Source organism: Streptomyces sp. AA1529, assembly GCF_000280905.1.
Taxonomy (GTDB): Bacteria; Actinomycetota; Actinomycetes; order Streptomycetales; family Streptomycetaceae; genus Streptomyces.
In genome coordinates this window covers 1-22,566 of the sequence record NZ_ALAP01000072.1, presented here as the reverse complement: position 1 = coordinate 22,566, position 22,566 = coordinate 1, and the positions used below count along the sequence as shown (strand labels likewise).

Below are 22,566 nucleotides of genomic sequence, written 5' to 3'. Positions count from 1 at the left end.
GCCCCCGGGCGCAGCCCGGGATCAGCGCAGCCGCACCGGCAGTTCGTGGAGTTCGTTCTGGGTGATCGCGGGCTTGTTGCGCAGTTCCGCCGGGTCGACCGCCGGCCGCAGTCCGGGAAAGCGGTCGAAGAGGGCGGGGAGGGCGACGAGCGCCTCCAGCCGGGAGAGCGGCGCCCCGGGACAGACATGGGGCCCGTGCCCGAAGGAGAGATGACGGGTGGGCGTGCGGGTGAGGTCGAACCGCTCCGCGTCCGGTCCGTGCTGCTCCTCGTCCCGACCGATGGCGCCGTAGGAGATGATCACCGCGTCGCCTCGCGCCACCACGGTGCCGCCGACCTCCAGGTCCTCGGTGGCGAAGCGGATCAGCACATGCGTGGTCGGCGCGTCCCAGCGCAGCGTCTCCTCGACGGCGGCCTCCCAGCCCACCTCGCCCGACCGGAGCAGGGCGAGCTGCTCGGGGCGGGTGAGCAGCGCCCGTACCGCGCTCACCAGCAGGCTGATCGTGGTCTCGTGGCCGGCGGTGATCAGCACCTGCACGGTGGCGACCACCTCCTCGTCGCTGAGCGAGTCGCCGTCCTCCGCGGCCGCCAGCAGCGCGCTGGTCAGATCGTCGCCGGGCGACTCCCGCTTCCGGGCGACCTCGGCGCCGAAGATCGAACCCAGCTCGGCGATGATGGCCGGGACCTCCTCGGCCGGGGTGACGCTGCTGAAGAAGCCGTCGAACAGCGTGCGCAGCCGCGGGATCCGCGTGGTGTCGATGCCCAGCAGATCGCCGATCACCGCCATCGGCAGCGGGTACGCGAAGGCGGACTTGAGATCGACCCGGCCCTCCGCGTCGGCCGCCGCCTCCAGACCGTCCAGCAGCGTGTGGGTGATCTCCTCGATCCGGGGCCGCAGCGCCGCCACCCGGCGCGGAGTGAGCGCCTGCGCGGTCAGCGCGCGCAGCCTGCGGTGCTCCGGACCGTCGAAGGTGAGCATGCTGGGGCCGGGGTCGGCCAGCCCGATCAGCGGCCAGGTCGGCGGGATCTCCCCGCGCCGGTAGGCGGCCCAGTGCTCGATGTTCTTCACCAGCCTGCTGTCCGTCAGCAGCTTGCGGGCCGCCGCGTGCCGGGTCACCGCCCACACCCGCACCCCGCCGGGCAGCTCCACGGGGGCGAGCGGCCCCGCGGCGCGCAGCCGGGCGCCCTCCCCGGCCAGGTCGCGGACCAGCGGATCGAGCACGATCACCGGGTCGGTGGCAGCCGCACGGCCGGCGCCGGAGTCCGGACCGGTTCCGGTGACGGGGCACGGCGTCATCGAGGGCCTCCTGTGGTGCTGGTGGGGGTCGGGGTGAAGCGGGCCGGCAGTGCGCTCAGCCCGCGCAGGAACGGCGAGGCACGCCAGACCAGGGCCTGCGGGCTGACCGCCAGGTCCAGGTCCGGCAGCCGGTCCAGCAGCACCTCGATCCCGGTGCGCGCGATGCCCTCGGCGAGGTCCTGGGCCGGATGGGGGCAGCGGTGCTCGCCGTGCCCGAAGGAGAGGAACGCGCTGTTGCCGCCGGTGAGGACGGTGCGGTCCGGGCGGATCCGGGGGTCGCCGTTGGCGGCGGCGAAACTGAGCATCAGCAGGTCGCCCGCCGGGATGTGCCGGCCGGCCAACCGGGTGTCGCGGGTCGTCCAGCGGCCCGCGATGTTCTGGGTGGGGGTGTCCTCCCACAGCACCTCGTTCATGGCCTCGGCGACGCTGTGCCGGCCGCCGGAGAGCGAGGCGGCGAACCGCTCGTCGGTGAGCATCAGCCGCAGGGAGTTGCCGATCCAGTCCGCGGTCGGCTGGTGCCCCGCGACGATGTTCACCACCATGTCCTCGAGGATCTCCTCGAAGGTGAACTCGGGCGCGTGGCCGTGGCGCAGCATCCGGGAGGCGACGCCGGCGCCCGGTGCGGTGCGCCGGGCGGCCAGCAGGGAGTGCATGGCCGCCTGCACCCGGTCCCGGCCGCGCAGCGCGTCCGGCCCGCCGTCGACGAGCGCGTTGATGCTGGGCACCAGTTCGGCTCCGGCCTCGTCGGAGAAGCCGAAGAGCCGGGCGAGCACCAGCGCGGGCAGTACCTTGGCGTACTCGGCGATCAGGTCGGCCGAGCCGCGTCCGCAGATGCCGTCGATCAGCCGGTCGGCGAACCGCTCGGCGTGGTTGCGCAGTTCGAACGGGTCGACCGCGGCCAGTGCGTCACCGACCAGGGCCGCGCGGCGCCGGTGCCGTTCGCCGACGGTGTAGAGGATCGACGGCTGTTTGCCGACCATCGGCAGCAGCGGCCAGTCCGGGGGAATGTTCGGCCACTGGTTCCACAGCCCCGAGTCGCGGCTGAAGAGGGCCGGTTCGGAGGTGACCCGGTGCAGTTCCCGGTACCCGAGCACCAGCCAGCAGGGGATGTCGCCCGGCAGCAGGACCGGGGCGAGGGGCCCGTGCTGTTGGTACATCTCGCGGTAGAGCCGCGCCCGGTCGTCGTTCTGGAAGCGCGGCCCCAGCAGCGGGACGGCGCCGGAGTCCGGACGGGCCGGACAGCCGGGCGGGGGTGCGGAGGCGGCGCCTGGGTGCTGGGGCGGTGTCACGGGGTGTTCTCCGGGGCGGAACGCGCGGTGGACAGGTCGTACAGGTGATGCACGAGAGCGAGCAGCACGTTCTTGCTGGACTCGCGGGACCGCGCGTCGCAGTCGAGGAGCGGGATCCCGGCGGGCAGGTCGAGGGCCTCGCGTACCTGCGCGGTCGTGTGCGGGGGGCCGCCGAAGTCGTTCCGCGCGACGATGAACGGGGTGCCGTGCGCCTCCAGCCGGTCGATGGCGTACCAGGAGTCCTCCAGCCGCCGGGTGTCCACCAGGACGACGGCGCCCAGGGTGCCGGCGAAGAGGCGGTCCCACAGGAACCAGAACCGCTCCTGCCCCGGCGCTCCGAACAGGTAGAGCACCGTCTCGTCGTCCAGGCTGATGCGGCCGAAGTCGAAGGCGATCGTGGTGGTCGTCTTGCCCCGGACGGCGGAGAGGTCGTCGACGCCCTCCCCGGCGCGGGTCATCGTCTCCTCGGTGTTCAGCGGCCGGATGTCGCTGACGGCCCGCACCATGGTGGTCTTGCCCACGCCGAAGCCGCCGACGACCACGATCTTCAGTCCCTGGGCCGCGGTGCTGAGCAGCGGTGGGCGGGCCTCGGAGCCCGCTGCCGGCGCCGGGTTCGCTTCAGATGTTGCGGAGTCCAACGAGCACCTGCTTCAGAATGTCGGGGTCGGGCAGTGCGTCAGCGGTGCGGGCGCGCCGCGGATGGCGTGCGGTGATCCTCCCCTGGCCCAGGAGGTCGCCCAGCAGGATGCGGACGACACTCACCGGCAGGCCCAGATCGGCGGCCAGTTCCACGACCGCCGTGGGGAAGCGGCAGATGCGCAGGATCGCGGCGTGCTCCGACTGCATGCCGCGCACCGGAGCGCTCTCGCTGACCACGAGCGTCACCAGGTCGAAGGTCTCGGCTCCGGCCGCCGAGCGGCTGCGCCCGCCGGTCACGGTGTACAGCCGGTCCGGGTCCTCGTCCCGGCCCGGCCGGGTCATACGTCTCCGCCTCCGCGGCCGTCGTCCTCCTCGTCCGGCCGGCGCGGCGGAGCACTGAGGTATTCGCTCAACTGTTCGATGAGTTCGTTCATGTTGTGCCCGATGAGGCCGACGTCGGAGTCCTCCTCGGCGACGACCGCCAGATGGGCGCCGTCGCCCGCCTCCACGACGAACAGGATGCCGCCGTAGAACTCGGCCATCGCCTGCCGCACTCCGCCGCGGCCGTCGCCGAACTCCACGGAGGCACCGTGCGACAGGCTCTGGATGCCGGCCGAGATGGCCGCGAGCTGGTCGGCCTGGTCGACGGAGAGTTCGGGGGTGCGGCACAGCTTGAGTCCGTCGCGGGAGAGCACGAGAGCGTGCCGGGCGCCCGGTGTGCGCTCCAGGAGGCTTTCCAGCAGCCAGTCGAGCTTGCTGTCAGTGATCATTCGGTGTCGTCCTCCGAGAGGGAAGAGGAGCGGGTGGGGGAGGAGTCGGACGGCCGGGAGCGCCGGCCGGTGTCTTCGGTACCGGTGCCCTGGACGGCCCGGCGGAAGTCGCCGAACCGGGCACCGGAGGGGCGTCTGGCGCCGCGGGCCGCAGCCGGCCCGTCCGCGGTCTCCCCGGCGGCGGTCGGGTCCCGCTGCTCCGCGCCGGGCGCGGGTTCCGAGAGCCGTGAGGAGGTGGCCGAGGCACGGGCGACGGCGGCCAGGGTCTGCCCGCGCCGCCGCTTGGGCAGTCCGCTCTCGCCGAACTCCTGGGGCGGCGGTGCCGGAGTCGTCAGGGTGGTCTCCTCCCGCCGGTCGTGGCCCGGGGAGCGCTGCGCCTCCGGGCCGGCCGGCTCCGGTTGCCGGGAGTGGACTGCCGCCGTGTCGTCCTGACGCCGGGCCGCCGGGCGTGCGGGGCTCCGCTGCGCGCGGGGCACGGGCGGGACCGCGGGGGCCGAAGCCGGCACCTCGGTGCGCTCCTCGTGGCGCGGTTCGGTCACCAACTCGTGCGGGACGCGCAGGAGTACGCCCGTGCCGCCGTGCGCGGAGGGCCGGAAGGAGACCTGCAGGCCGTGCTTGCGCGCCAGCCGCCCGACCACGGCCAGCCCGAGCCGGGTGCCGGAGAGCGTGGTCAGGTCGCCGTGCTCACCGGAGACGGCCTGCTCGGCGCGGCGCAGCGCGACATCGCCCATCACCAGACCGCCGTCCTCCACGGTGATGACGATGCCCGCGGCCACCTCCTCGACGTAGACGTGCACTTCGGAGGTGGGCGGCGAGAAGTTCGCCGCGTTGTCCATCAACTCGGCGAGCGCGTGCATGACGCCCTCGGCCGCGTGGCCCGCGACTGCGGCCTCGCTCGTGGCGTGCAGCCGCACCCGCTGGTAGCCGCTGATCCGGCCCATCGCGCCGCGCAGCACGGACTCCATCACGATCGGCTTGGCCCAGCGGCGGCCGGACCGCGCGCCGGTCAGCACGGCGAGCGAGTCGGCGATCCGGCCCGTCTGCGCGTTCCGGTGGTCGAGGTGCAGCAGGTCGCCCAGCACGTCCTCGTCCGCGTGCCGGTGCTCCATCTCCCGCAGGTCGGCGGCCATGCCGGTGGCCAGTGCCTGCACCCTGCCCGCGGCGTTGGCGCACGCCGACATCGCCGCCGCCCGCAGCGTCTCGCCCCGGTGCACCTCGTGCGCCAGGGCCGCCAGCACCCGGCGCTGCGCCTCGGAGGCCACCGGGGGCGCCTCGGCCAGCGCGGTCTCGGCCGAGCCGCCGCGGCGCAGCCGCTCCACGACGCCGGGGACCGCCGTCTCCGCGAAGCGGGCTTCGGCCGCGTCCCGTTCGGCCGCCCCGGCCTGCGCGGCGGCCACCTGGGCGCGCAGCGAGCGGCTGGTGAGCCGGGCGTGCACCGCGGTCGCGACCGCCGCGCACAGTACGGCGCCGGCCGCGCCGGTGCCCCAGGCGACCGCCGTACGGGCGGAGTCGGCGCAGGTCTGGACGGTGATCAGGCAGGCGGCGCCGACGACCGCGACGGAGGCCAGCAGTGCCAGTGCCGTGCCCTTGGCGGGACCGCGACCGGCCGGGACCTTCGGGGGGCCGCCCGCGGTCGGCCCGGACCGGCCGGCAGCCGCTCCGTCCGCGGCGGGGGCCGGAGGCGGTGGTGTCTCGGGGGAGGTCATCAATCAGGTCCTAGGAAACGGAACCGGGCAGAGGCGAGAGCTGAGCCGCAGCCCTCCGATCAACGCCGCACCAATATAAGTCAGTTAGTGATCAGTAGGTAACACTGGGGTGCTACTGCGGCAAAAACATCCGCGACCGGTTCGGCTCCGCCGCCCCGTCGGCCGCATCCGCGTTCCGCACCTCGCGCCGCGCCGGAACCGGTGGCCGCAGAGCGTCGTGCGGGCCCCGGAGGCATCATGAGAAGTGTGCAGACGAGCGAGGGACGACAGCCAGTGCGCACCGGGCCGGAGCCGCCGCCCCCGGACGGCATCCTGTGGGACGTGGTCGGCGAGGTCCGCCAGCTCCTGATGCTGCCCGCCGCGCTCACCCTGCAGGTCGCCCACCCCGCCGTCGGCGCCGGAGTGGACGAGCACTCCGTCTTCCGCACCGACCCCTGGGGCCGCGGGGAGCGCTCGCTGGGCAGCTTCCTGCTGTGGGTCTACGGCGGCCAGGAGGGGGTCGAGGAAGGGCGCAGACTGCGTGAGCTGCACAAACACATCCAGGGCAGCGACGCGCACGGCCGCCGCTACCATGCGCTGACCCCCGCCTACTACGCGTGGGTGCACGCCACCGGCTTCCCCACCTACCGGCACGCGCAGCGCTACCTCGGCCGCCGTCCCTACACCGACGCCGAGGAGCGGCAGCTGTACGCCGAGTGGCTCCAGGTCGGCCGGGTGCTGGGCATCCACGAGCGGGACATGCCGCAGACGCGGGAGGAGTTCTGGCCCTACTGGCACCGGATGCTGGCCGAGGAGATCGAACCCACCCGGGTGGTCCGCGAGCTCACCTCGCTGAACACCGACATCCCGCCGCCGCCCTGGGGGCCGCGGCCCGTGCGAGGGGCCGTCCGTGCGGTGTGGCCGCTGGTCGTTCCCGGGTTCGCCCGGCTCCGTCGCTTCCTGACCGTGGGGCTGATGCCGCCCGAGGCGCGCCAGGTCCTGGGGCTGCCCTGGACGTCGCGTCAGGAGCGGCGGCTGCGCCGCCTGGGCCGGGTGCTCGCGCGGACCCTCCCGCTCCTCCCGGAGCGCCTCCGCTATCTGCCCTACGCCCGCCGTGCCCGCGCCGAACGCCGCCGCTGACCCCGCGCCGGGACCCGGCTGCGAGGCGGCCCGGCCGGAGCACGGCCGGGCCGGGAGGGCCAGGTCAGGGCAGCGCCCGGCCCTCCGCCCGCGGCGGCGCGGACGAGGGGCCGGGCGCTCCACGGGGGGGCGGCGCCCCGCCGGGCGGAGCACCGGAGGAGCGTGCCGGGGTCAGCGGCGCGGGTGGTCCGCCGTGTGGATCTGCTTCCAGGAGCGGGGGCGCTCCGGAGCACGGTCGGCGGTGAAGGCCGACGCGTGCGCGGCGGGCTTCGAGGGCTGGTACAGCCAGGTGTCGAAGAGCCCGGCCAGCGGCTCGCCGGACACCTTCTCCGCGTAGGCGACGAAGTCGCCCACCTCGGCGTTGCCGCCCCGGTGCGCCTTGGGCCAGCCCTTCAGCAGGGCGAGGAAGTCCTTGTCGCCGATCCTGTTGCGCAGCGCCTGCAGGGCCATGGCGCCCCGGTCGTAGACCGCCCGGTGGAACTGGTTGTCGGGGCCGGGGTCGCCCGGCGCGACCTTCCAGAAGGGATCGTCGGCCGGGTGCGAGGCGTAGGCGTAGTCGGCCAGTTCCTGTGCGGTGCCCTCACCCTGGTCCTCGGACCAGAGCCACTGCGCGTACCGCGCGAATCCCTCGTTGAGCCAGATGTCCTTCCAGCCCTTCACCGAGACGCTGTCCCCGTACCACTGGTGGGCCATCTCGTGCACGACAACGGAGGTGTTGGAGCCGTCCGCGAAGTCGTCGGGGCTGTAGAAGGGGCGGGTCTGGGTCTCCAGCGCGAAGGTCGTGTCGGTGTTGGGCACATAGCCGCCCAGCGCGTCGAACGGGTAGCTGCCGAAGTACCCCTCCAGCCACCCGGTCAGTTCCGCGGTCCGCTCGACGCTGGCCCGGGCGGCGCCCTCGTGCTCGCCCAGGTCCTTGCTGTAGGCGTTGACGACGGGCAGTCCGGAGTCGGTCTCGGACGTCGTGATGTCGAACCTGCCGACCGCCAGAGTGGCCAGATAGGTGGCCTGCGGGGCGCGGGAACGCCAGTTGAAGCGCGTCCAGCCGGCCCGGGTGCGCTGCGACTGGAGGGTGCCGTTGCTGAGGGCCTGGGTGCCCTCGGGGACGGCGACGCTGACGTCGTAGCTCGCCTTGTCGGTGGGGTGGTCGTTGCTGGGGAACCACCACCAGGCGGACTCGGGCTCGTTGGCCGCCACCCCGCCGTCCGGGGTGCGGTGCCAGGAGGTGAAGCCGTCCACCTTCACCTTCGAGGGCGTCCCGTGGTAGCGCACCACGACGGTCGCCTTCTCGCCCTCGGCGAGCGGCCGGGCCGGGGTGATGCGCAACTCGTGCGCCCCGGAGGTGCGGAAGCGGGCCTTCTTCCCGTTCACCCGCACGTCGGTGACGTCCAGTGCGAAGTCCAGGTTGAACCGGGACAGATCCTGCTCGGCGGTGGCCAGCAGGGTGGCGGTGCCCGCCAGTTCGTCCGTCTTCGGCCGGTAGGTGAGCCGAAGGTCGTAGTGGGAGACGTCGTAGCCGCCGTTCCCGTAGTCCGGGTAGTAGGGGTCGCCCGCGCCCGGTGCTCCCGGAGTCGGTTCGGCCGCCGAGGCCGGGGCCGCGAGCAGCAGCAGGGCCGCCGCTGCCGCACCCGGGACGATCAGTCTGTGGCGCACGAGTCCTCCAACTCATCTGCGACAGGGATCACTTCTCCGTGAACGTGTGTACTCCCGTGTCACATTGCATGTCCACAGCAACCAGCGTCATCCGGCCGCACCCGGGAAACGGGTCCCGGCAGCCGCCGCTCCGGTGCGGGTAGGTCATCCGCGCGCCTCGGGCGGCTCCACCAGCCGGGCCGCGTCCACCGCGCACCCCCAGGAGACGGTGACGCCCGCGCCGCCGTGCCCGTAGTTGTGCACGCACAGCGCCGTGCCGCCCAGCCCGTCGGGAATCCGCTCCGCCTCCAGCCGGACCCGGGGCCGGAACGGCCGCAGCCCCACCCGGTGTGCGAGCACCCTGGCCTCCGCCACCTCCGGGTGGACGGCGGCGCACCGGCGCACGATCGCCGCCGCCGTCTCCGGATCCGGCTCCCGCTCCTCGACGCCGTCCTCGGCCGTGCCGCCGAGTACCAGGCCGTAGGGCTGCGGCAGGAGGTACGTCGTCTCCCGGGCACCGGCGCCCGCGGCGACATACCACTCCTCGACGCCCGGGTTCTCCACCACGAGGATCTGGCCGCGCACCGGCCGCACCTCCGGGTCGGGCACCAGCTCACGGGCGCCGAGCCCGCCGCAGTTCACCACCGTGGGGGCTTCGGCCGCCGCCTCGGCGAGCGAACCGGCCGCACGCTGCTCCCAGCGCCCGCCCGCGGCATCCAGACGGCGCCGCAGAAAGCCGAGATAGCGGCCCATGTCGACCAGCGGAGTGCGCGGCGGCGTGCCGGTCAGCGCGCTCCACTCCGCGGGCGGCGTGCTGTCCGCAAACTGCCCGCGCACCAGCCGCACCCCGGTGGCCGGCGGCTGCTCGGCCAGCCAGGAGAAGTGCCGGAAGGAGCGGACCGCCCAGTCCAGGGTCTGCCGCTCCGGTGCGATCCGGTACGGCCAGATCAGGCCGCCGGCCACCGCCGAGGTCGTCCCCTCCGGCGGGCTCGGACTCCACACGCGCACGTCCGCTCCGCGCTCCGCCAGGACCACCGCCGTGGTCAGCCCGATGACGCCGCCGCCGAGGACGACCACGCCCCCGGTCCGCCGTGCGCTGCCCGCCGCCGTACCCGTCACCTCGCTCATGCCGCGACCCTACGGTGCCGGGCACCGGCAGGTCACCGGCCCAGCGCCGCCAGCAGGGCCAGCGGAGCGGCCGCCGACCAGGCGCGCGGCGCACCTCCGTGCGGAGAGGGCACCGGCTCCGGAACGTCCTCGCGGGCGTAGCCGGCCAGCACCTGCGGCAGTCGGTCGCCGCTGCGCTCGGCGGCGGCCAGCAGCCCGTCCGCGAGGCGCGCCGCCTCGGCCCGCAGGCTGTAGCGGGCCAGGCCGAGCGCGATCAGCGCGTTGTCCTGCGGCTGGATGCCGCCCCGGTGGCAGGAGAGCGGATGGTAGGCGGCCTGCCCGGCGGCGAGGGTGCGCACCCCCCACCCGGAGAAGAAGTCCGGTTCCAGCAGCCGCCGCCCCACCGTCTCGCCCCGGCGCTGCCCCAGGATGCCCGACCAGAGCAGATGCCCCGCGTCGGAGGCGAGCGCATCCACCTTCCGGCCCGACTCCTCCAGCGCGAGCGGCGGGAAGCCCCGCTCGGGCAGCCAGAAGTCGGCGCCGAAGCGCTCCCGCAGGCCCGCCGCGGCCCGCTCCAGCGAGCCCGCGTAACCCGGATCGCCCCAGACCGCACGGGCGAGCTCGGCGGTGCGGCACAGCGCGTCGTACGCATATCCCTGCACCTCCGCCACCAGCACGGCACCGGTCGGCAGGGTGCCGTCGGCCGCGCAGATCGCACCGGGCGAGTCCTTCCAGCTCCGGTCACCCCCGCCGCCCTCGCCGGGCCGGCAGGCCAGATAGCCCAGGTCCGCCAGCCCGCCCCGGTCGAACATCCACCGCACCGCGGCCCGCGCCTGCGGCTCCAGACGGCGGGCGAGCTCCGCTCCCGCGGCCCCCCGCTGCTCCGCGTAGGCGCCCAGGAGGACGAGGAAGAGCGGGGTGGAGTCGACGGAGTCGTAGGAGCGCCCGCGCGGCAGCCGCCCGAAGGCGGTCAGCTCACCGTGCCGCAGCTCGTGCAGGATCTTCCCCGGCTCGGCGATCCGACCCGGCTCCGCCTCGCCGTCCTGGGCGGCCGCCAGCGCGAGCAGCGTGGCCTCGGCGAGCAGCGGACGGTAGGGCAGTGTGAAGAACGACGTCAGGAGCGAGTCCCGGCCGAACAGGGTCGGATACCAGGGCGCTCCGGCGCCCGGCACGCGCAGTGGGGCACCGTCCGGCCCGGGGACGGTGACGCAGAGTCCGGCCAGGTCCGCGAGTCCCTGTTCGCAGGCGCGGGCCAGTTCCGGCCGGGTGGTGCGCAGGCCGGGCCGGGGCTCGGCGGTGGCGAACGCGTGCCGCGCGGCGGCCAGTTCGGACCGCACGGTGGCCGGGTCCGGCGCCTCGGCGGGGCCGGGGGCTGCCGTGTCCGGAGTGCCGTGCGGCAGCGTCCGTACGCACAGCCGCAGCTCGACCGCCGTGTGCGGGGCCGGTTCCAGGAGCCAGCTCAGCCTGCGGGCCGTTGCGTCGGGCCCGGCGCCTGCCGTGCCCACGGGGCTTTCCGCGTCCGCGGCCTCGGCGGGCGCGGGATCAGCGGTGACGACCGTGCGGGTGTGCCGGCTCGTGCCCCGCCGGTAGTGGAACTCGACGCCGTCCGGGCGGGCGACGGTGCTGCGCGCACGCTGCGGCCCGGTGAACTCCTCGCGCGGGGAGTGCAGTTCCGCCTGGTCGGCGAAGTCGGCGTCCACGGTCAGGCTCAACCGTATCGGGGCAGCCGTGCCCTGATTGCTGACGACGCGTATCCGCTCGGTCAGCGCACCGTCCACCACGGCCTGCTCACGGAAGACGGTGCAGGCGGGCGGGGCCTCGCGGGTCCCGTGCGGGGTGAGGACGACCGCACCGCCGCCGGTGTTGCCTTCCCGGTCCGCGAGCCCGTCCGCGGCTGCGGACGGGGGGAGGCGGACGTCGTCCCGCGCCGGCACGAGCACGGTGGGGGCGGCGCCGTCCAGCGTCAGCTGCCACCGGCTCAGATGGCGGGTCTCCCGGCGGAAGAGCCCGTCCGCGGGCAGCGCCCCCCTGTGCCCGGCGATGTCCCCGGAGGCGGCCAGCACCGCGAAGGTCCCGTCGTGCACGAGCAGCCGGTGCTCGATCGCCGTCATGGGGTCAGGGTCCCTTCTCGGACGGTGGTACGGGCGAGGGCGCGGGTACGGGCGCGGAGGGTGCGGCGCCCGTTCCCGGGGCGGTGTCCCGGGCACTTTCGGTCTCTGCGGTGTCCGCCTCCCGCCCCAGCAGGTCCAGGGCGAGTGCGGCCGTCCAGCTGAAGTCGCGGGCGCCGTGCCCCTGCCCGGTGTACGGGTCGAGGTACTCCGCGAAGCCGCTGGCCGCCGCGGCGTGCAGCACCTCCGCGCGCAGCACGTCGGCCCGCGCGTGCTCGCCGTGCTCCCGGAACCCGCGCTCCAGCAGCCAGTTGACGTTGAACCAGGCCGGGCCCCGCCAGTAGCGGTTCCGGTCGAAGCACGCGCCGCGCAGGTCGTAGCTGGGCAGCAGCCGCACCCGGGTGCCCAGTCCGAAGTGGTCGCCCTCGACGGTGCGCAGCAGCGTCTCGACCAGGGGCCGGGGCAGTCCGGGCGCCATCAGCGGCAGCAGCCCCGCGGCGCTGCGTTCGGGCACCAGCGTGCCGCCGTGCCCGGCGCCGCCCGAAGCCGCCCCGGCCCGCAGATCGCGGCAGTGGAACTGGCCGGTCCGCGGCGACCACAGCCGCTCCACCAGTGCCTCCGTGCGGGCCGCGGCGCGCCTGCGGTGGAGTGCGGCGTCACCGTGCAGCTCCGCCGCGATCCGGGCCAGCGCGTACTCGGAGGCGATGAGCAGGGCGTTGAACCCCGGGTCCTCCACGGCGAAGGGGTGCGTGGCCGCCGCGTCGCGGTAGCCGGTCTCGCGGTACTCGGCGGCCAGCCGGACATAGCGTCCGTAGTCCAGGTCGGTGGGCCGGTCCCCTGCCGCGCCGTGCGCCAGGTCGGCACGGCGGAACGACGCCGGATCAGCCGGTTCGATCCGGGCCAGCGGCCCGTCCCAGCACGGACTGTTGTCCATGCCCGGCTCCCAGGGGTGCACCGCGGCGGCCAGTCCGCCTCCGCCCAGATCCCGGTGCTCGGCGAGGTAGCGGTGCCAGGCCGCGAGCCGCGGGTACACCCCGGCCAGGAAGGCGCGCCGGGCCGAGGCGCGCGGGTCGGCGCGGTGCACCAGCCAGGCGGCCAGCGCGTGCACGGGCGGCTGCACCACACCGGAGGTCTCGACCGTGCGCGGCGCCCCGGCGGCGGCGCCCGCCGAGGAGGAGCGCCAGAAGTCGGGGCCGGGGAAGTAGGCGTCGAGCGGTACCGCCGGGTTGAAGACGATGTGCGGGACGCGGCCGTCACCCCACTGCGCGGACAGCAGCGTCTCCAACTCCTGCTGCGCCCGTACCGGGGAGAGGTGGCGCAGCCCGATGGCGATGAACGCCGAGTCCCAGCTCCACTGGTGCGGATACAGCGCGCGGGAGGGCACGGTGGAGGTGCCGTTCCGGTTGGCGAGCAGTACCCGGCGGGCGGAGCGGCGCAGTCCGCGGTGTTCCGGGTGTGGCGGCGGGGCGGCGGCACGGGCACGCGCGGCGGCGGGGCCGACACCGGTGGACGGCAGCGGAGGGGTCACCGCGCCACCCCGCCGGGACGGGCGGCACCGCCCGCCGGGGTGCGTCCGCCCGGCGTCCTCCGCCCGTCGGGAAGCGCCTCCTCGCCGTCCGGAAGCGGCCGCTCCCGGCAGGCCGTGCTGACCATGTTCCGCCCTTCGCGTTCCCTCGTCCGCCGCCCGCACGGCATATGTCCGTGTCCGGGTCCCTGTGCGCGCTCCCGTTTCCGCCGCGGCCACGGTGCGGCTGCCGGGCTTCATGAATTTCGTCGAAGATACCTCGCAGTTACGTCTCGTGAACAGACATAACTGACGATGAGATGTGTCACTCGCCGTCGGAACCAGGGGCCGGGGTCCCCGAACCCGGCGCGAGCGGCGCCGGGCCCCGCGACGTCGAGGGCGCCGCACCCTGGGCGCGGGTTCGGGACCGAGGCGGCGGTCCCGGCACGGTGGGCCGCACCGGGCCCGGCAGCCGGACGGCACCGACGGGCCGCGCCCGCAGCCGGCCGGGCGGCGGACGGCGCCGGGGCCGCTGAGCGGCGCTGATGGCAGGATGCGGTGGTATCCACACCGTCCCCGTCGTCCTGCCGTTCCCGCCGCCGGGCGCCGCTGACCGCGGACCGGCGCCCGGGGACGAGAGCGGACGAGAGCTGAGGAGAGCATGACCGGCACCACCGGCAACCAGTCGAGCGCTGGCCACCTGCTGCGGCTCATCCGGGACGGCCGGGCCACCACCCGCGGGGCTCTGCAGCAGGTCACCGGGCTGTCCAGGTCCACCGTCGGCCACCGGCTCGACCAGCTCTTCGCCGCGGGCTGGCTGCGCGAGGGCGAGCCCGCGCCCGAGCCCGGCTCCACCGGTGGGCGGCCCTCGACACGGCTGGAGTTCGACGCCGGGCACGCCGTGGTCCTCGCAGCCGACCTCGGTACCCGGCACGCCACCGCCGGCCTGCTCGACCTCGCCGGGAACGTGCTGGCCCGCACCTCCGGCCCGATGCTCGTCGGCGACGGTCCCGATACGGTGCTCGACCGGCTGGCGCGGTGGTTCGCCGCGCTGCTCGCCGAGCACGGCACGGACCCGGCCCGCGTCTGCGGCATCGGTCTGTCGGTGCCCGGCCCGGTCGACGTCGACTCCGGAGTGGTCGTCCAGCCGCCGATCATGCCCGGCTGGGACGGCTGCCCGCTGCCCGACCGGATGCGGGCCGCCTACGCGGCCCATGTGCCGTCCGCGGCGCCTCCGGCCGTCCTCGTCGACAACGACGCCAACCTCATGGCCTACGCCGAACAACGCGCCGGCTACCCCGACTGTGCGGCGTTCCTGCTGGTCAAGGTCGCCACCGGGATCGGCGCCGGGGTCGTCGTCGACGGGCAGCCCTACCGGGGCACGGACGGCGGCGCGGGCGACATCGGGCACATCCGGCTGCACGACTTCCCCGACGCGCTGTGCATGTGCGGCAACCACGGCTGCCTCGCCGCCGTCGCCAGCGGCCGGGCGCTGGCCGACCAGCTCACCGCCGCCGGAGTGCCCACCACCTCCGGCTCCGGCGTCCGCGACCACCTCGCCGCCGGCCGGCCGGAGGCGGTGCGGCTGGCCCGGGACGCCGGACGGCTGGTGGGGGAGGTGCTGGTCACGGTGGTCACCCTGCTCAACCCCGGGGTGCTGATGATCGCCGGTGACCTGGCGGGCACCCCGTTCGTGACCGGCGTACGGGAACTGCTGTACCAGCGCGCCATGCCCCGTACGACCGCGCACCTGAACGTGGTCACCTCCCGGCTCGGCGAGCGCGCGGGCCTGGCCGGTGCCGCGGCGCTGGTCGTCGAGGACCGCTACGCTCCCGCCCGCGCCGACGCCCGCCTGGCCGCCCTCGCCGGATGAGCCCGCCGGTCAGTCGCCCTCCGCCGGCCGGAGGCCGAGTTCCTGCGGGGCTGCCTCCAGCAGCGCCCCGTCCCGCAGCCCCAGCCAGCGGGTGATGCCCAACTCCTCCAGGAACGGGAGGTCGTGGCTGGCGATCAGCAGAGCACCCTCGTACGCCGTCAGCGCGTCCCGCAACTGCCGTGCGCTGGACTCGTCCAGATTGTTGGTCGGTTCGTCCAGCATCAGCAACTGGGGCGCCGGGTCCGCCAGCAGGACGGCGGCGAGCGCGGCCCGGAAGCGCTCGCCGCCCGAGAGCGTGCCCACCGCGCGGTCGGCCCGCTTGCCGCGCAGCAGGAACCGCGCGAGCCGGGCGCGGATCTGCTGATTGGTGGCCTGCGGCGCCGAGCGCGCGACGTTCTCCACGACGGACAGCCGGTCGTCGAGCACCGTCAGCCGCTGCGGCAGATGGCGCAGCGGCACATGCGTGTGCACCTCGCCCGCGACCGGCGGGAGCTGCCCGGCCAGGGTCCGCAGCAGCGTCGTCTTGCCCGCACCGTTCGGCCCGACCAGCGCGATCCGGTCCGGCCCGTGCACGTCGAGGTCGATCCGGGGGCCGTGCCGCAGCTCCACCTCCCGCATCTCCAGGACCCGCCGTCCGCGCGGCACCGCGGTCGAGGGCAGGTCGACGCGGATCGCCGAGTCGTCCCGGACCCGCTCGGACGCCTCCTCCAACTGCTGCCGCGCCTCGTCCAGCCGCTGCTCGTGCAGCAGGCGGTGCCTGCCCGCCGTCTCCTGCGCCTGCCGCTTGCGGGCGCCCAGCAGGATCTTCGGCTCGCTCCCGGCCGCGGCCTGCTTGCTGCCGTACTGCGCCCGCCGGGCCAGCTTCATCCGCGCCTCGGCCAGCTCCCTCCGCTGGCGCCGCACATCGGTCTCGGCCGCGCGCACCATCCGCTCCGCCGCCTGCTGTTCGGCGGCGACAGCGGCCTCGTACGCCTCCAGATCGCCGCCGTACCAGGTCACCTCACCGCCGCGCAGGTCGGCGATCCGGTCGACCAGCGACAGCAGTTCGCGATCGTGGCTGACCACGACGAGCACCCCCCGGAACGAGGAGACCGCCTCCTGCAGCCGGTGGCGGGCCGTCCGGTCGAGGTTGTTGGTCGGCTCGTCCAGCAGCAGGATGTCCGGCCCGGCCAGCAGCAGAGCGGCCAGCCGCAGCAGTACCGACTCGCCGCCGGACATCTCACCGATGGTGTGGTCGAGGCCGATGTGGTGCAGACCGAGCTGGTCCAGCGTCGCCCGGGCACGCTCCTCGACGTCCCAGTCGTCGCCCACGGCGGCGAACTGCTCCTCGCCCACGTCCCCCGCCTCGATGGCGTGCAGCGCTGCCCGGGCGCGGGCGACCCCCAGCGCCTCGTCCACCCGCAGGGAGGTGTCCAGGGTGAGGTTCTGCGGCAGGTAGCCCACCTCGCCCCGGACCGTGACGTTCCCCGCGTCCGGCCGCAGTTCGCCCGCCAGCAGCCGCAGCAGGGTGGACTTCCCGGTGCCGTTGAGGCCGATCAGGCCGGTGCGTCCGGGGCCGACGGACAGGTCGAAATCGGTCAGCAGCGGAGTGCCGTCCGGCCAGGAGAAGGTCAGCCGGGAGCAGATGAGGGAAGGTGCGGAAGTGGTCACAGGGGCCTCCTGGTCGCATCACGGTGTGGATGAGCAACATGGAGACACCGGGCCCGGACGGATACACCGGGACGGGGATCAGAAGAGGAGAGGGGCAGCAGTCGGCCGACTCGCTTCCGAGGTCGCACTCGTGGCACACAGACAGGGCACACGGTGTCTCAGACCTCAGATACGCAACGGCCTCTCCTCACGGCGACAACAGAACCGTCCAAGACGCTACGTCCCCGCCTCCGGTGCCGCAAGCCTTTTTCCGCGCGCCGCGATGTGCTGTGCTGCGGGCATGGTCCGTACCAGTGAGCCCAGTCCCGCTTCCGGTCCGAGCCGGCTCCCCACGGTTCCGCTCCGCCCGCTGGACGTCCCCGCCCCGCAGGCGCAGGAGCGTGCCAGGTCGTTCCACGAGATCATGGCGCGCCGCCGCACCGTCCGCGACTTCGACGACCGGCCGGTGCCCGACGGAGTCCTGGAATGGGCGGTCCGCACCGCCGCGACCGCCCCCAGCGGAGCGCACGTCCAGCCCTGGCGGTTCGTCGTCCTCACCGACCCCGAGCGCAAGCGGCGGCTGCGCGCCGCCGCCGAGGAGGAGGAGCGCGCCTTCTACGGGCGCCGCGCCTCGGACGAGTGGCTGGAGGCGCTCGCCCCGCTCGGCACCGACGAGCACAAGCCGTTCCTGGAGACCGCGCCCGCCGTCCTCGTCGTCTTCGAGGTGCACAAGGGACCGCACACCCCGCGCCCCTACTACACCAAGGAGTCCGTCGGCATCGCCGTCGGCTTCCTGCTCGCCTCCCTCCACCAGGCGGGGCTGGCCACGCTCACCCACACACCCAGCCCGATGCGCTTCCTCAACGAGATCTGCGACCGCCCGGCCGAGGAACGCGGCGCCTACGTCATCCCGGTCGGCTACCCGGCCCCCGGCGCCCGGGTGCCTGACCTGGAGCGCAAGCAGTTGGACGAGGTGCTGGTGCGGTTGTGAGCACCCCCGCAGGCCGCGCCGCGGGCCCGGTCCGGGCGACCGCCGGAAGGGGCGCCGCCGGGGACGGACGAGGTGTCACCCGTCCCCGGCGCGCTGCCGGCCGGCCGCTCGGACCGCCGGTCAGGCCAGGCCCGCGCGGCGGAGCGCCTCGGCCATCTCGTTGTTGTTCGGCGCCGGAGCCGACGCGCCCTGGCCCCGGCGCTTGCCGCCCGAGCCCCCCTTGGGCGAACCCTGCCGCTGCCGCGGGGCACCCGCGGGGGCCTTGCCGGAGCCGTCGCGGCGCCGGTCCCGGCCGCCGCGCCGCGCACCGCCGCCCCCGCCCGTCCCGGGCTCGTCGTCCAGCCGCAGGGTGAGCGAGATCCGCTTCCGCGCCTCGTCGACCTCCAGCACCCGCACCCGGACGATGTCGCCGGGCTTGACCACGTCGCGCGGGTCCTTCACGAACGTCTTCGACATCGCCGAGACGTGCACCAGACCGTCCTGGTGCACACCGACGTCCACGAAGGCGCCGAACGCCGCGACGTTGGTGACCACGCCCTCCAGCACCATGCCGGCGGAGAGGTCGCCGAGCTTCTCGACCCCCTCCTTGAAGCTCGCCGTGCGGAACGCGGGCCGCGGGTCGCGGCCCGGCTTCTCCAGCTCGCGCAGGATGTCGGTGACGGTGGGCAGCCCGAACGAGCCGTCCACGAACTCCTGCGGGTCCAGCGCCCGCAGCGCCTTCGCGTTGCCGATCAGCGACGGCACGTCGGTGCCCGCCCTGGCGACCATCCCGCGGACCACCGGATACGCCTCCGGGTGCACCGCCGAGGCGTCCAGCGGGTCGCCGCCGCGGATGCGCAGGAAGCCCGCACACTGCTCGAACGCCTTGGGGCCGAGCCGGGAGACGTCCTTGAGCTCCTGGCGGCCCTTGAACGGGCCGTGCGCGTCCCGGTGCGCCACGATGTTCCCGGCCAGCACCGAGCCGATCCCCGACACCCGGGAGAGCAGCGGAGCGGAAGCCGTGTTGACGTCCACCCCGACGCCGTTCACGCAGTCCTCCACCACGGCGTCCAGCGAGCGCGACAGCTTCACCTCGGACAGATCGTGCTGGTACTGGCCCACGCCGATGGACTTCGGGTCGATCTTCACCAGCTCGGCCAGCGGATCCTGCAGCCGGCGGGCGATGGAGACCGCGCCGCGCAGCGACACGTCCAGCTCGGGCAGCTCCTGCGAGGCGTAGGCCGAGGCGGAGTAGACCGAGGCACCCGCCTCCGAGACCATCACCTTGGTGAGCTTCAGCTGCGGCTTCGCGGCGACCAGCTCACCGGCCAGCTTGTCCGTCTCGCGGGAGGCCGTGCCGTTCCCGATCGCGACCAGCTCCACCTGATGCGCCTCGGCGAGCGCGGCCAGCTTCGCCAGCGCCTCGTCCCACTGCTTCTGCGGCGCGTGCGGATAGACCGTGTCCGTTGCGGCGACCTTGCCCGTCGCGTCGATCACGGCCACCTTCACGCCCGTGCGCAGCCCCGGGTCCAGGCCGAGGGTGGCACGGGTACCGGCGGGAGCGGCCAGCAGCAGATCGCGCAGGTTGGTCGCGAAGACCCGCACGGCCTCGTCCTCGGCCGCGGCGCGCAGCCGGGTGCGCAGATCGATGCCCAGGTGCACCAGGATCCGGGTACGCCACGCCCAGCGCACCGTCTCCGCCAGCCACGGGTCCGCCGCGCGGCCCTCGTCGCGCACACCGAAGCGGTGCGCGACCGAACGCTCGTAGGAGCTCGGGCCCTCCTGCTCCGCCCCGGCCGGCTCGGGCTCCATCGTGAGGTCGAGCACTTCCTCCTTCTCGGCCCGCAGCAGTGCCAGGATCCGGTGCGAGGGCAGCTCGGTGAAGCTCTCGGAGAAGTCGAAGTAGTCGGCGAACTTGGCGCCCTGCTCCTCCTTGCCCTCCCGCACCCGGGCGGACAGCCTGCCCTGCCCCCACATGCGCTCGCGCAGCTCGCCGATCAGGTCGGCGTCCTCGCTGAAGCGCTCGGCGAGGATGGCGCGCGCGCCCTCCAGGGCCGCGGCGGCGTCCCCGACGCCCTTGTCGGCGTCGACGAAGGCGGCGGCAGCGGCCGGCGGCTCCACCGACGGGTCCGCCAGCAGGCCCTCGGCGAGCGGTTCGAGGCCCGCCTCGCGGGCGATCTGCGCCTTGGTGCGCCGCTTGGGCTTGTAGGGCAGGTAGATGTCCTCCAGGCGCGCTTTGGAATCGGCGGCCCGGATCTGCTCCGCGAGCTCGTCGGTGAGCTTCCCCTGGCCGCGCACGGACTCCAGGATCGACGCGCGCCGCTCCTCCAGCTCCCGCAGATAGCGCAGTCGCTCCTCCAGGGAGCGCAGCTGCGCGTCGTCGAGCGTCTCGGTCGCTTCCTTGCGGTAGCGCGCGATGAACGGCACGGTCGACCCGCCGTCGAGCAGCTCGACTGCGGCGCGGACCTGCCGCTCGCGTACGCCGAGTTCCTCGGCGATCCTGCCTTCGATCGTCGTCGTCACGATGGTTCGTTCCGCCTTCTCGGTGCTGTTGTCCCCCGGTAGGCATGCATTGTGGCAGGCGTGTCCGACAGGCCCGTGCAGGCGGGCGGGACGGCGGGCCCCGCGGGGCGGGCGCGGACCGCCCCGCGCAGCCGCGGCTCAGCCCTTGCCGAGCAGGTCGGCGGGGAACGCGCCCGCCCCGATCGCCGCCTGCGTGAACCCGCCCGCCAGCTCGGTCAGCCGCGCCACGCCCTCGGCGCCCAGCAGTTCGTAGGGGCGGCGGTCCAGCCGGTCGGTCTCCTCCTCGAGGTGCTTGCGCAGCTCGGTGCCCCGCTCGGTCAGCTCGCCCTCGCCGTCCAGCAGCCCGCGCCCGGTCAGCCGCTGCTGCGCCGCGGTCCAGTCCTGCTCGTTGTAGCCGCGGGTGCTCATCACCCACGCGGGGTTCATCCCGTGTCCGCTGGCGGTGTGGCTGACCAGCGCTTCCAGCGCGTCGAGTTCGGCGTTCTGCAGTACGGCGATGTGGCCGTCCCCGCGGTGCTCGCGCAGCAGCGTCGCCGCGTGCCACAGCGCCAGGTGCGGCGAGTCGTCGAGCGGGGGGACCGGAAGGTCCGCGTTGGCGGCGTGCAGCGGCCGTCCGGAGCGGGTGCACCCCTCGGCGGCGCGCAGCGCCAGCCGGGCGGCCTCGGTCATCTCCGCCGAGCGGACGGCGTCCTCGCCCAGCAGGTGCCGCAGCATCGTGTCGGCCGCACGCAGCCGCGCGGCCAGGACGGTCTCGGGCGAGGCGGCGTCCCACACCGCGGGTACGAACCGCGCGACCAGGGCGTGGCTGTAGTTGTAGAAGGTGGCCGTCACCGCGCCCGCGCCCACCGCGCCCAGCGGCGCGGACCGCGAGGACAGGTTGATCGCGCGCGGGTCGTCGATGCCGTAGGGCGAGAGTTCCTTCCCCAGCGCGGGTGAGAAGTAGAGCGCGGAGTGCAGGGCGTTCAGGGCGTTGTGGCAGCGCCGCCCGGCGCGTTCGGGAAGTGGCGTCATGCCCGTACGCTACCGGTCGGTACGGACGACTTGAAGGGCGGGGAACCGGCGGCTCCGGACCCGCCGGCCACCCTTCGGACGCCGCGCCCGCCGGGCGGGCACGACGGGTGCCGGGCCGACCGCCGGGCGGTGTCCCCGCGCGGTTCCCGGCCGCCCGGACGCGGCGCTGCCGCCCGCGGTGGCGGGTACCCGGCGGTCCGGTGCCGCCGGTCCCGCTTCAGTGCCGCGGGGGGCCGAAGCGCGGGGCGCGTCGCGCCAGGAAGGCGGCCACGCCCTCGGCCGCGTCGCCGCTCGCCGCCGCTTCGCGCTGCCAGTGTCCGACCCGTTCGGGGCCGGTGCGCCCGTCCGCGAAGTCCTTTGCGGCCGCCTGGGTCAGTGCGGAGCGTGCGGTCAGAGTCCGCGCGAACTCGGCGACTCTTTCGTCGAGTTCCTCCCCGCGGTGCACCTCGTCGACCAGTCCGGTGCGCAGCGCCCGCTCCGCGTCGATCAGCTCTCCCGAGTAGAGCAGGAACTTGGCGGTGGCCGGCCCCACCAGACGTACCAGGCGCTCGGTCGAGGAGGCCGGATAGACGATGCCCAGCTTGGCCGGGGTGATCCCGAAGAGCGCGTCGTGCGCGGCGAACCGCAGGTCGCAGGCGGCGGCGAGCTGGCAGCCGCCGCCGACGCAGTGCCCGTGCACGGCCGCCACCGTGGGCTTGGGGAAGGCGGCGAGGGCCTCCTCCGCGGCGACGGCGAGGGTCTGCTGCGCGCGGGCAGCGCCGCCGGATCCCTCGCTCTCCGGCTGTCCCGTCCCGGGGTCCCCGGCCCGGGCCGCGTCCCGCAGGGTGCCGATGTCCGCCCCCGCGCAGAAGGTGCGCTGCGCCCCGGTCAGCACCAGGACCCGTACGTCCGGGTCGGCGGCGAGCTCCGCCAGCAGCCCGGCCAGCCCGCGCCACATGGCGGGGGTCATGGCGTTGCGCTTGGCCGGGCGGTCGAGGGTGACGGTCGCGACGCCCTGGTGGCGGGCGGTGCGCAGGGTCGGCTCCATGAGCGTGATCGTATCCAGGAAGCGTCAGGTTCTGTCACCGAGCTGCCAGCTGGCATAAGCCTTCTGTCAAATGTCATCGATACGTGCCAAGTTACGGTCACCCGCTCTGGTCTGCACCGCGCGGTACCACCATGCAATGCAAGTACATCTGCAAGTACACCAGGTACCGAGCAGGAGAGTGGGTGCGGAGATGGAGAGCCGCGGCGGGCAGCTGTCCGGAGTTGTCGACGAGGCTCCACAGGCCGGAGAGGCGTTCGGCCCCCTGGGCGCGGCACGCGGTGCTGCGGCGGGGCCGGTGCCCGCGGCGGCCGCCGTGCTGCCCCCGCGGCCGCACCCGGAGCGGCAGCACCGGGCCGAGCCCGGGAC

General features: G+C 74.7%; 18 protein-coding genes. 4 read left to right on the top strand and 14 right to left on the bottom strand.

Annotated features, from left to right (window positions below):
• Positions 1 to 21: 21 nt before the first annotated feature.
• The 6 genes from A949_RS0120315 to A949_RS34015 are packed head-to-tail and all read right to left on the bottom strand — an operon-like array spanning position 22 to position 5,700.
• A complete protein-coding gene (locus tag A949_RS0120315) occupies positions 22 to 1,296 on the bottom strand; it encodes a cytochrome P450 family protein (RefSeq protein WP_019357866.1) in 1,275 nt (424 codons plus the stop codon).
• On the bottom strand, positions 1,293 to 2,585 hold the full coding sequence (locus A949_RS0120310; RefSeq protein WP_019357865.1) for a cytochrome P450: 1,293 nt from the start codon (positions 2,583 to 2,585) through the stop codon (positions 1,293 to 1,295). Before A949_RS0120310 ends, A949_RS0120315 begins: the two co-directional genes overlap by 4 nt.
• Positions 2,582 to 3,223, bottom strand: a complete 642-nt coding sequence (locus A949_RS0120305) for a GTP-binding protein (protein WP_026004861.1) — start codon at positions 3,221 to 3,223, stop codon at positions 2,582 to 2,584. The genes A949_RS0120310 and A949_RS0120305 overlap by 4 nt, the downstream gene beginning before the upstream one ends.
• Positions 3,204 to 3,566 (bottom strand): DUF742 domain-containing protein, encoded by a 363-nt coding sequence (locus A949_RS0120300; RefSeq protein ID WP_019357863.1) that lies wholly within the window; start codon positions 3,564 to 3,566, stop codon positions 3,204 to 3,206. Before A949_RS0120300 ends, A949_RS0120305 begins: the two co-directional genes overlap by 20 nt.
• Positions 3,563 to 3,994 carry a roadblock/LC7 domain-containing protein gene (locus A949_RS0120295; RefSeq protein WP_019357862.1) on the bottom strand — a complete coding sequence of 144 codons (432 nt, stop codon included), beginning with the start codon at positions 3,992 to 3,994 and terminating at the stop codon, positions 3,563 to 3,565. The genes A949_RS0120300 and A949_RS0120295 overlap by 4 nt, the downstream gene beginning before the upstream one ends.
• Entirely contained in the window at positions 3,991 to 5,700 is a 1,710-nt protein-coding gene (locus tag A949_RS34015; protein WP_019357861.1) for an ATP-binding protein, read from the bottom strand. The genes A949_RS0120295 and A949_RS34015 overlap by 4 nt, the downstream gene beginning before the upstream one ends.
• 237 nt (positions 5,701 to 5,937) lie before the next feature.
• Between A949_RS34015 and A949_RS0120285 the strand changes: the two genes are divergently transcribed.
• A complete protein-coding gene (locus A949_RS0120285; RefSeq protein ID WP_051019573.1) occupies positions 5,938 to 6,819 on the top strand; it encodes an oxygenase MpaB family protein in 882 nt (293 codons plus the stop codon).
• A gap of 171 nt (positions 6,820 to 6,990) precedes the next feature.
• Here the strand turns inward: A949_RS0120285 and A949_RS0120280 are convergent, their stop codons facing one another.
• The 4 genes from A949_RS0120280 to A949_RS0120265 form a co-directional block, all read right to left on the bottom strand.
• Positions 6,991 to 8,469 carry a M1 family metallopeptidase gene (locus A949_RS0120280; RefSeq protein ID WP_019357859.1) on the bottom strand — a complete coding sequence of 493 codons (1,479 nt, stop codon included), beginning with the start codon at positions 8,467 to 8,469 and terminating at the stop codon, positions 6,991 to 6,993.
• 144 nt (positions 8,470 to 8,613) lie between these two features.
• Entirely contained in the window at positions 8,614 to 9,576 is a 963-nt protein-coding gene (locus A949_RS0120275; protein ID WP_019357858.1) for an FAD-dependent oxidoreductase, read from the bottom strand.
• Between the two features lie 32 nt (positions 9,577 to 9,608).
• Complete coding sequence (locus A949_RS0120270) at positions 9,609 to 11,666, bottom strand: amylo-alpha-1,6-glucosidase (RefSeq protein ID WP_019357857.1); 2,058 nt, start codon at positions 11,664 to 11,666, stop codon at positions 9,609 to 9,611.
• Positions 11,667 to 11,670: 4 nt separating this feature from the next.
• Positions 11,671 to 13,191, bottom strand: coding sequence for an MGH1-like glycoside hydrolase domain-containing protein (locus tag A949_RS0120265; protein WP_019357856.1), 1,521 nt, complete (start codon positions 13,189 to 13,191; stop codon positions 11,671 to 11,673).
• A 637-nt stretch (positions 13,192 to 13,828) separates the two neighbouring features.
• On the opposite strand from A949_RS0120265, the gene A949_RS0120255 reads away from it, so the two are divergent.
• Positions 13,829 to 15,040, top strand: a complete 1,212-nt coding sequence (locus A949_RS0120255; RefSeq protein ID WP_019357854.1) for an ROK family transcriptional regulator — start codon at positions 13,829 to 13,831, stop codon at positions 15,038 to 15,040.
• 9 nt (positions 15,041 to 15,049) lie between these two features.
• On the opposite strand, the gene A949_RS0120250 is transcribed toward A949_RS0120255, so the two are convergent.
• A complete protein-coding gene (locus A949_RS0120250) occupies positions 15,050 to 16,690 on the bottom strand; it encodes an ABC-F family ATP-binding cassette domain-containing protein (protein ID WP_019357853.1) in 1,641 nt (546 codons plus the stop codon).
• A 280-nt stretch (positions 16,691 to 16,970) separates the two neighbouring features.
• Here A949_RS0120250 and A949_RS0120245 point away from each other — a divergent pair, with 280 nt between their 5' ends.
• A complete protein-coding gene (locus A949_RS0120245) occupies positions 16,971 to 17,660 on the top strand; it encodes a nitroreductase family protein (protein WP_026004859.1) in 690 nt (229 codons plus the stop codon).
• A gap of 120 nt (positions 17,661 to 17,780) precedes the next feature.
• Here the strand turns inward: A949_RS0120245 and A949_RS0120240 are convergent, their stop codons facing one another.
• From A949_RS0120240 to A949_RS0120230, 3 genes are all read right to left on the bottom strand, one after another.
• The gene (locus A949_RS0120240) at positions 17,781 to 20,162 is read right to left on the bottom strand and encodes a Tex family protein (protein ID WP_019357851.1); all 2,382 of its coding nucleotides are present in this window, start codon (positions 20,160 to 20,162) and stop codon (positions 17,781 to 17,783) included.
• 138 nt (positions 20,163 to 20,300) lie between these two features.
• A complete protein-coding gene (locus A949_RS0120235) occupies positions 20,301 to 21,173 on the bottom strand; it encodes an SCO6745 family protein (RefSeq protein ID WP_019357850.1) in 873 nt (290 codons plus the stop codon).
• A 217-nt stretch (positions 21,174 to 21,390) separates the two neighbouring features.
• A complete protein-coding gene (locus tag A949_RS0120230; protein ID WP_019357849.1) occupies positions 21,391 to 22,200 on the bottom strand; it encodes an enoyl-CoA hydratase/isomerase family protein in 810 nt (269 codons plus the stop codon).
• A gap of 136 nt (positions 22,201 to 22,336) precedes the next feature.
• On the opposite strand from A949_RS0120230, the gene A949_RS39205 reads away from it, so the two are divergent.
• A partial coding sequence (locus A949_RS39205) for a hypothetical protein (RefSeq protein ID WP_237735868.1) occupies positions 22,337 to 22,566 on the top strand: 230 nt, incomplete at its 3' end.